The organism is Methylobacterium sp. D54C (assembly GCF_053345595.1).
The window spans coordinates 1-388 of the sequence record NZ_JBKFAK010000129.1; the positions used below are offsets into that span (position 1 = coordinate 1).

1 pseudogene is annotated in these 388 nt (G+C 69.3%); it reads left to right on the forward strand.

The window, feature by feature from the left end:
* A pseudogene (locus tag ACLBYB_RS32825) lies at positions 1-229 on the forward strand (IS110 family transposase); the annotation flags it as partial.
* Positions 230-388 lie beyond the last annotated feature (159 nt).

Below are 388 nucleotides of genomic sequence, written 5' to 3' on the forward strand. Positions count from 1 at the left end.
ACGCATGGGCGACCGCTACCTGCGCCGGCTGCTCGTAGTCGGCATGACCTCTCTGATCCGGCGCGCGAAGGCGACGCCGACCTCGGTCGACCCGCGGCTGCCGGCACTGCTGCAGCGTAAGCCAGTGCGCGTGGTGACTGTTGCGGCGGCCAATCGCACGGCGCGGGTCGCCTGGGCGATCATGACCCGCGGCGGCACCTACCGCGCACCGGCGGCCACGGCCGCCTGACAGCACGGCAAGGAGACGTTTCCAGGTTGCGAGGACGATGAGAGTTGATGGCGAACCGGTCAGACCGGGAGCCGGGACACCCCGCCGAATGTCCAGGGCGTCATAGCCCGCAAAGCAGAGTGGGACCCAGCTCACGGATACCATCAGGGCCAGCGGTCA